7 protein-coding genes, 1 pseudogene and 1 riboswitch are annotated in these 6803 nt (G+C 56.8%); of the genes and pseudogenes, 2 read left to right on the plus strand and 6 right to left on the minus strand.

The window, feature by feature from the left end:
• Positions 1-720 precede the first annotated feature (720 nt).
• The 4 genes from FHX05_RS26570 to FHX05_RS26585 all read right to left on the minus strand — a co-directional run bounded on the left by FHX05_RS26570 (position 721) and on the right by FHX05_RS26585 (position 3984).
• The gene (locus FHX05_RS26570) at positions 721-1734 is read right to left on the minus strand and encodes an iron ABC transporter permease (protein ID WP_183875619.1); all 1014 of its coding nucleotides are present in this window, start codon (positions 1732-1734) and stop codon (positions 721-723) included.
• Between the two features lie 66 nt (positions 1735-1800).
• Positions 1801-2760: an ABC transporter substrate-binding protein gene (locus FHX05_RS26575; protein ID WP_183875621.1), complete on the minus strand. Its 960-nt coding sequence runs from the start codon at positions 2758-2760 to the stop codon at positions 1801-1803.
• An 8-nt stretch (positions 2761-2768) separates the two neighbouring features.
• On the minus strand, positions 2769-3551 hold the full coding sequence (locus FHX05_RS26580; RefSeq protein ID WP_183875632.1) for an ABC transporter ATP-binding protein: 783 nt from the start codon (positions 3549-3551) through the stop codon (positions 2769-2771).
• 19 nt (positions 3552-3570) lie between these two features.
• Positions 3571-3984, minus strand: coding sequence for a DUF1636 domain-containing protein (locus FHX05_RS26585; RefSeq protein ID WP_183875623.1), 414 nt, complete (start codon positions 3982-3984; stop codon positions 3571-3573).
• Between the two features lie 107 nt (positions 3985-4091).
• Positions 4092-4308: riboswitch (cobalamin riboswitch) on the minus strand.
• A gap of 590 nt (positions 4309-4898) precedes the next feature.
• Between FHX05_RS26585 and FHX05_RS30545 the strand changes: the two genes are divergently transcribed.
• Positions 4899-5189: a metalloregulator ArsR/SmtB family transcription factor gene (locus FHX05_RS30545; RefSeq protein WP_246699119.1), complete on the plus strand. Its 291-nt coding sequence runs from the start codon at positions 4899-4901 to the stop codon at positions 5187-5189.
• A gap of 17 nt (positions 5190-5206) precedes the next feature.
• Positions 5207-5566, plus strand: coding sequence for a hypothetical protein (locus tag FHX05_RS30550; RefSeq protein WP_246699120.1), 360 nt, complete (start codon positions 5207-5209; stop codon positions 5564-5566).
• A gap of 53 nt (positions 5567-5619) precedes the next feature.
• Here the strand turns inward: FHX05_RS30550 and FHX05_RS26595 are convergent, their stop codons facing one another.
• Positions 5620-5811, minus strand: a complete 192-nt coding sequence (locus FHX05_RS26595) for a hypothetical protein (RefSeq protein ID WP_183875625.1) — start codon at positions 5809-5811, stop codon at positions 5620-5622.
• 8 nt (positions 5812-5819) lie between these two features.
• A pseudogene (locus FHX05_RS26600) lies at positions 5820-6698 on the minus strand (GTP-binding protein); the annotation flags it as partial.
• Between the last annotated feature and the right edge of the window lie 105 nt (positions 6699-6803).

Below are 6803 nucleotides of genomic sequence, written 5' to 3' on the forward strand. Positions count from 1 at the left end.
TATAAAGACATCTTCATGTGATCCTACGGTAGTCATCAAGCACCCGGCGCACCGCTTGCCGAAGGCCGCAGTACCCCAAGCTGCAACCGAAATCGTGGAGCGCGCGAACCAAGCGTGATGGTCACTGCCAGAGCGTGAGGTCGTTCCGCCCAGGGTGCTCGAGCGGATCGCTGTGAACGTCAAAATGATGACGCCAATCATCGGCATGCGCACTCACTAGCACTGTGGTTTGGTGGGTCGACGGTTCATATCTACTCAAGGCGGGTATCGTTAACTTTCGCAAATAGCCCTCATTGCAGGGATTAAAGCTTAGATTGTTGAATGACGGCTTCGCGCCCACATCCAATCACGGGGCATTCCCGAGCAGACCCGTAGATCTGCGGCAGCATCATGTTGCGCCTTCAACACGAGCATCATGGCCGCCGTAAAACTCCCTATGCGGCGACGTGGCAAAAGTCGGGGAAAAAGTCCCGCTTAAATCGAGAATTTGCGACGGGGGGCTATTCATCAGGGGCCCAATTGATGATGAAACCGGACGAATTTAGATCATGCGTCGCGCTTGTGCGAAGCACGTCACGGCGACTGTTCAAGTTGTCGCTAGCGGGTTGAAACAGTCTTTGCCGAAGTGCCGCGAGAACATTTCCTCGATCGGCCCTGGCCAGTCTTCCGAATGCGGAAAAGCCTATGTATCAACCCAGGTGAGCCATTTTTCGAAGTTCACTAATCGCTTTTTACCAGGATTAGAATGAAGGCAAGCCCACCGACAAGGCCGGTGACGATACCGATCGGCATGTCTTCGGGTGCCATGATTAAGCGCGCGACGACATCGGCCCAGATAAGGGTGAGTGCACCGATCGCAGCGCTGAGCGGCAGGACGCGGACATTGTCGGCCCCGGCTACCATGCGCACAAAATGTGGCACCATCAGTCCGACAAAGCCGATGGCTCCCGAAAAGGCTACCATGACGCCCGTAAGGAGCGCTGTCGTGACGAACAGGAGGAAGCGAAATCGGGCGACCGTTATTCCGAGCGTTGCAGCGGTTTCATCTCCCATGGCGAGAGCGTTCAGCTCCCGGGACTTCGGCAGAAGCAGGGCCAGGCAACCGGCAAGCACTCCAGCGGGATAGATGAGATGCTGCCACTGTGCGAGCCCGAGGCTGCCCAGCATCCAGAAGACAACGGTATTGGTCGCCCGAGGATCGCCCAGGAATATCAGAAGATTTCCAAGCGCACTGAAGACGAAGGCGACGGCAACGCCGGACAGTACCAGCCGATCGGCAGAATGTGATCGTGTTAGGTGTGTAACGAGCGCCACTGCAGCGGTGGCCAGCAAGGCTCCGGCGAAGGAGAAGAGCGGAACGGTCAGGAGCCCGAGAATAAGGCCGGTATGCAGCAGTGCCAGGATTGCGCCGAAGGCAGCGCCGGACGACACGCCGAGAAGATGCGGGTCCGCCAAGGGGTTTCGCGTCAGCGACTGCAAAACAGCGCCGGTTACGGCGAGGCCTGCGCCGACCAGAGCCGCCAGGATTACGCGTGGAAAGCGGACGTCCCAGACTATGCTTTCTTGCCCTTTCGACCAGGTCGTGGCGAAGGTGTTCGGGTGAAGCTTGTTGATGACGATCGACCAGACGGTATCGAAATGGATGGATGCCGCCCCAAGCGAGACACCCGCCGTGATCGACAGGACGAAGAGGACGATCAGCAAAATGGTGAGAGACAACAATCGGGAACGCATGCAAACATCCATGGAGAACCAGCGCCCGGCCTTTGGCCGAGCACTTATGTCAAATAGCCGAACGGGTCAGAACATGTCCGGATGAAGAGCCTTGGCGAGCTTGCCGATCGCTTCGATATTGCGTGGCCCGGGAGTTGCCTCGACATAAGGCAGGACGACGAAGCGATCGTTTTTCACCGCCTCGATATTGGCGAAGGCCGGATTATTCTTCAAGAAAGCGATTTTCTGGGCAGCTGTCACCTGACCATAATCGACGATAGCGATTACCTGCGGATTTCTTTCGATCACTGGCTCCCATGAGACTTCCGTCCAGCTTTTTTCAACATCATCCATAACGTTGGTGCCACCGGCCGCCTCTATCATCGCGGTCGGAATACCGTAACGGCCTGACGTAAATGGCTTCTCCGCGCCGGAATCATAGACGAAGACTCGGGTAGGTTTGTCGATATGACCGATGTTGGCTTCAATCTCGCCAAGCTGTTTACGATAGTCGGTAACCAGCGCCTGCGCGCGATCCTCGACATGGAAGATCTTGCCAAGATTCTGCAGATCGACGAACATGTCGTCCATGGTGGGCTTGTTCTTCGGCATGATGAAGATGCACGATTCCGTAAGCTCATAGACCTTGATCCCGAGAGGCGCCAGGGTTTCAGGGGTTACCTCGCCACCGACTTTCATGCCGTAATTCCAGCCCGCGAAATAGAAGTCGGCGTTGGCGTTCAGAAGGACTTCCTTCGTCGGATATTTAGGGGAGAGTTCGGGCAATTCCTTGACGCCCTCGCGGAGCTTTTCATCAAGGGTCTTCCAGCCGGATACCCCGGTATAACCGACCATGTGATCCTGAAGCTTCAGCGCAAGCATCATCTCGGTGAGGTTGACGTCGTTGGAAACGGCGCGCTCCGGGACCTTATCGAACGTAACATCGCGATTGCAACTCCTGACCGTCACGGGATCGGCCATGGCTGTGCCCGAAAGGGCGGCTACGGCGATAAATGCCGCAGCCTGGATCGATATGCGGAAAGTCATCAAAACTCCTATGATTGAAGGGAAAAGGTAAAACGGCGGGCGGTGTTGCCGCCGGTGTGATGGATCTCGGCGGAAACGCCGAAGGCTGCGGTGATCTGCTGCGTCGTCAGCACGTCATCAGGCGTTCCATAGCCGCTCGCCCTACCAGCATGGATGACGGCCACATGCGTGGCAAAATCGGCGACGAAATTGATGTCGTGCAGCGTCGTGACGATTGTCAGGTCGAGCGTTTTGAGCAATGCAAGGACTTCAAGCTGGTGGCGGATGTCGAGATGATTGGTGGGCTCGTCGAGGATGATCACCTCCGGGGTCTGCGCGAGTGCACGGGCAACCAGCACGCGTTGCTTTTCGCCGCCGGACAAGGAGGAGAACCGCCGGGACGCCAGGCTAAGGAGATCGAGACGTGCCAATGAGGCGGCGGTCGCGTCGTGATCCTCGTCGCTCCAGCGCCCAACGCCCTTACGATGCGGAATGCGGCCCATCATGACGATGTCGCGGACACTGAAGGGGAAGTCGCCCGGCGTTTCCTGAAGAACAACCGCTATGCGGCGAGCGACCTCCCGTGGCGCGATTGACCAGAGGTCATTGCCATCGAACAGGACTGAACCTTTGAGCGGTCGTAGATTGCGATAGAGGCAACGAAGCAGAGTCGATTTGCCTGCTCCGTTCGGTCCTATGATTGCCAAACGATCGCCGGCTTCAATGGAAAGGCCGACGTCACGGATGATGAGTTTGTCTTTGGAGGGCCCCCAGGCAAGCTGGTGGGCCGCCAGCAATGGGTGTCTTTGCATGGTCGCCACGGTGGAATTCCTACTGCAAAGATTCGGGGCAAGATTCGCTGGAGAGCATCGCGGAGGGAATGCGCGCCAACGTCTTGCCGGCCAAGGTTTTCGAGCGCTCGGCTGCCCGTGTCATGCCGTCGGAACGCTCACGATAGATACGGGCAAAGGCGACCAGCTCACCGATGTCGGCCTCACCCTCGATGTCGCCGAAGAGATAAGTTGCCTTCGCTGTCGCCTGAAACGCGACCGTGCAGGGCCGCGTGCAGCCGGCCATGCAGACGCTGCCTGCTACGCTGAAATCATCCGAGAGGGCCGTGCCGGCCTGAGCGATTGCCGCCTGCAGTTGGCTCAGCAGCCGCAGCCCCGGTTTGCATGGTGTACCAAAGTGGCGGCAATCCGTGCACACGGTGATCCGGTGCATCCGTTCGTTCGCATTGTGCATGAATAGCCTCCTTGAGCATTCGCCGGAGGCAAAATCACGATGGGACGCAAAGGCGCAAAAGCGCTGCCGCCCAACCACGTATTTTCCATCGGAACACCCCGTCCGTTGCGGTTGACATCATTGATGGCAGGTCTCCTGGCTCGCGGGTCACAGCCCGTTCGCACCTTCCCGGCTTTGACGCCAGTGGTATTTGCGAACGTGCTCTCCGCTTACAGTTGCGGGGGCAGCCACGGTTTAGGCCCCTGATGGGTAATCCGCACCGTGTTCCCTTTTCAGCCGCATGCCGAATTCCTCGACAGCAGCACCATCACGTCTATGGATGACACACCGCAAGCTCAGTGACAATCGTCTGTCGAACTCTATACACATCGTCTATTTTCCCTGAGAGTGTGCGACTTGAATAAGTTCGACCTTTGTTATGATATAACGTTTACAATAACAAGTATTCTCTATCAAGTCGATGCTAGCGGGAGGTGGGCTTGCCCTAAGTGGAAAAGCGACGGCATAGAGCGTTGTTGCTAGACGATGTCACCGTACGGCTGGAGCTGAGTAAGTATCTTCCAAAAATTATCTAGCAAGGCGCACTTAGCCACAGCTGCTCCAAACGGATTTGATTTCATCACGGCAAGACGGTGAATTCCGGCCAACCGGATACCCTTCAAAACTTGTTTGGCGTTGATATAGGCAACTCTGATCGCCTTGCGCGAGCGAGGATAAGCGCAAAGATCGCTGCCGATGGGGCGAAGCGGTCGGACAAGAGGGGCGATCACGGCCGACCTGCGGTGGGGGTCTGCCATAATCTCGGTGGTGGTTTTCTTTAGAGCTGCGACGGCATGCTGGCAGAGATTTCTCATTGACATCACGGATCAATTAATCCAATATTCTATCTAACAATAGAATATTGGATTAATGGCATGGCCACAGAGCAGCAATTGGATGTCGCCGCGACAATGTTCAGGGCTCTTTCAGATCCTCTGCGGCTCAAAACGCTCATCCTCCTGGCCCAGAAGGAACGAAGTGTCGGCGAGCTCTCCGAGATCGAGGGGGAAAAGATCGGCACCATGTCGGCCCGCCTCAAGGTTCTGCTGACCGCCCGCCTGGTCAGGAGACGCAAGGATGGACAGAACGCCATTTATTCCATTGCTGACAACCACGTTCTGGCCCTGATCGACAACGCGATCGACCACGCCTGCGAACACCATTGAAGCGAAAGGAAAGATCCATGAGCAACTGCAATCTGCCGCACCACGACCACCATGATCACAAGCACGGCGCCGGCTGCGGCCATGTTGCCGTCAAGCATGGTGATCATATCGATTATCTCCATGATGGACACCTCCATCATCCGCATGGGGACCATGTCGATGAACATGTCATCGAAGTGACGACAACCAATCCAGATGGATGCCGCCCGCTCAAGGATCATATTGGCCATGCTGCCGGCCACGTTCATGGACCAGGTTGCGGTCATGAGGCGGTCCCACATAGCGATCATACCGATTACCTGGTCGATGGACGTCTGCACCATCAGCATGGCGACCATTGCGACGATCATGGTCCGCTTGAAGTCGTGGCGGCCTGATTTCGAGTTTTTGATGGGGCGAAGCGCACACTCGCCCTTGCCCCATCGCACCTTTATCGGCCTTCGATAATTACGCGCTCAACCGGAAGTTTTCGATCGAACAGCAAGGCGGATGCCTCACCAAGAGTGCAGTCGTCATCGATCACCGGTTCGGGCTTGAGGAAGGTGAAAGGCCAGACGTTCTCGTCTTCGCCATCCTGATCCTGGACCTGCGTGCAGGCAAAACGGGAAATACTGATAAACATCCTTGACCTCAGGCTGCCTGCCGGTTCCAGGGGGCGAAGGGGTCGGGAAGATTACGCCAGCGATCCGGCTCAAACTTTGTATCCTTCACGAGGCACGCATCGAGTTCGGCTGAGATGTTTGCTTCGTTCATCGGATCGCAACCGATGAACACGAGCTCCTGGCGACGGTCACCCCAGACCGGATCCATGAACGATGCAATCATCTCCCGATTCTGACGATCCTGCGGCCATTGCTCCGTTGGAACGGCAGCCCACCAGAGGCCCATTTTGCCTGTGCGCACCAATGCGCCCGCCTGGCTGAGCTCACCGACCCAGTGGGGACGTGTGGCAAGCCAGAAGAACCCTTTCGCACGCACGACGCCGTCCCAAGATTTGTTGAGGAACGCCTGGAATTTCATCGGATCGAAGGGACGCTTTGCACGATAGACGAATGAGCGAATGCCATATTCCTCGGTTTCCGGGATGTGCTCCTTGAAGCCGTGCAGTTCCTTGAACCAGAGCGGATGTGTTTCCGCTTTCGCCAGATCGAACCTGCCTGTACCCATAACCTCGGACAGATCAACCCTACCGAAATCCGTTTCGAGGATCTTTGCATCCGGGTTGAGGCCGACGATGATCTTGCGCGCTGCGTCCAGTTGGTCCGGCGTGGCAGTGCTGGCCTTGTTGAGAACCACGACGTCCGCGAACTCGATTTGTTCGACCAGCAGGTCGACCAGCGTTCGGTTGTCACCTTCACCGGCGGTTTCGCCGCGATCGGCAAGGAAGTCGGAGGAGCCGTAGTCGGCAAGCAGATTGGCGGCATCAACAACTGTGACCATCGTGTCAAGCACCGATACGTCGGAGAGGCTCTGACCGTCTTCGTCGCGGAAATCGAACGTGGTGGCCACGGTTCTGTTGCAAACTTCCTGGTTACTGGTGACATGGCATTGATCTCCGGAAGTCGCGGAGATTGGCAATGTTCAAAGGTCGGCATTTCGAGCAGTCGGTGATCT

The sequence above is a fragment of the Rhizobium sp. BK491 genome, assembly GCF_014194925.1.
Classification (GTDB): Bacteria; Pseudomonadota; Alphaproteobacteria; order Rhizobiales; family Rhizobiaceae; genus Rhizobium.

Bases quoted from the DNA above. Each gene is read 5' to 3' on its own strand.
- FHX05_RS26570 (WP_183875619.1), bottom strand. From the start codon at position 1,734: ATGCGTTCCCGATTGTTGTCTCTCACCATTTTGCTGATCGTCCTCTTC.
- FHX05_RS26575 (WP_183875621.1), bottom strand. From the start codon at position 2,760: ATGACTTTCCGCATATCGATCCAGGCTGCGGCATTTATCGCCGTAGCC.
- FHX05_RS26580 (WP_183875632.1), bottom strand. From the start codon at position 3,551: ATGCAAAGACACCCATTGCTGGCGGCCCACCAGCTTGCCTGGGGGCCC.
- FHX05_RS26585 (WP_183875623.1), bottom strand. From the start codon at position 3,984: ATGCACAATGCGAACGAACGGATGCACCGGATCACCGTGTGCACGGAT.
- FHX05_RS30545 (WP_246699119.1), top strand. From the start codon at position 4,899: ATGGCCACAGAGCAGCAATTGGATGTCGCCGCGACAATGTTCAGGGCT.
- FHX05_RS30550 (WP_246699120.1), top strand. From the start codon at position 5,207: ATGAGCAACTGCAATCTGCCGCACCACGACCACCATGATCACAAGCAC.
- FHX05_RS26595 (WP_183875625.1), bottom strand. From the start codon at position 5,811: ATGTTTATCAGTATTTCCCGTTTTGCCTGCACGCAGGTCCAGGATCAG.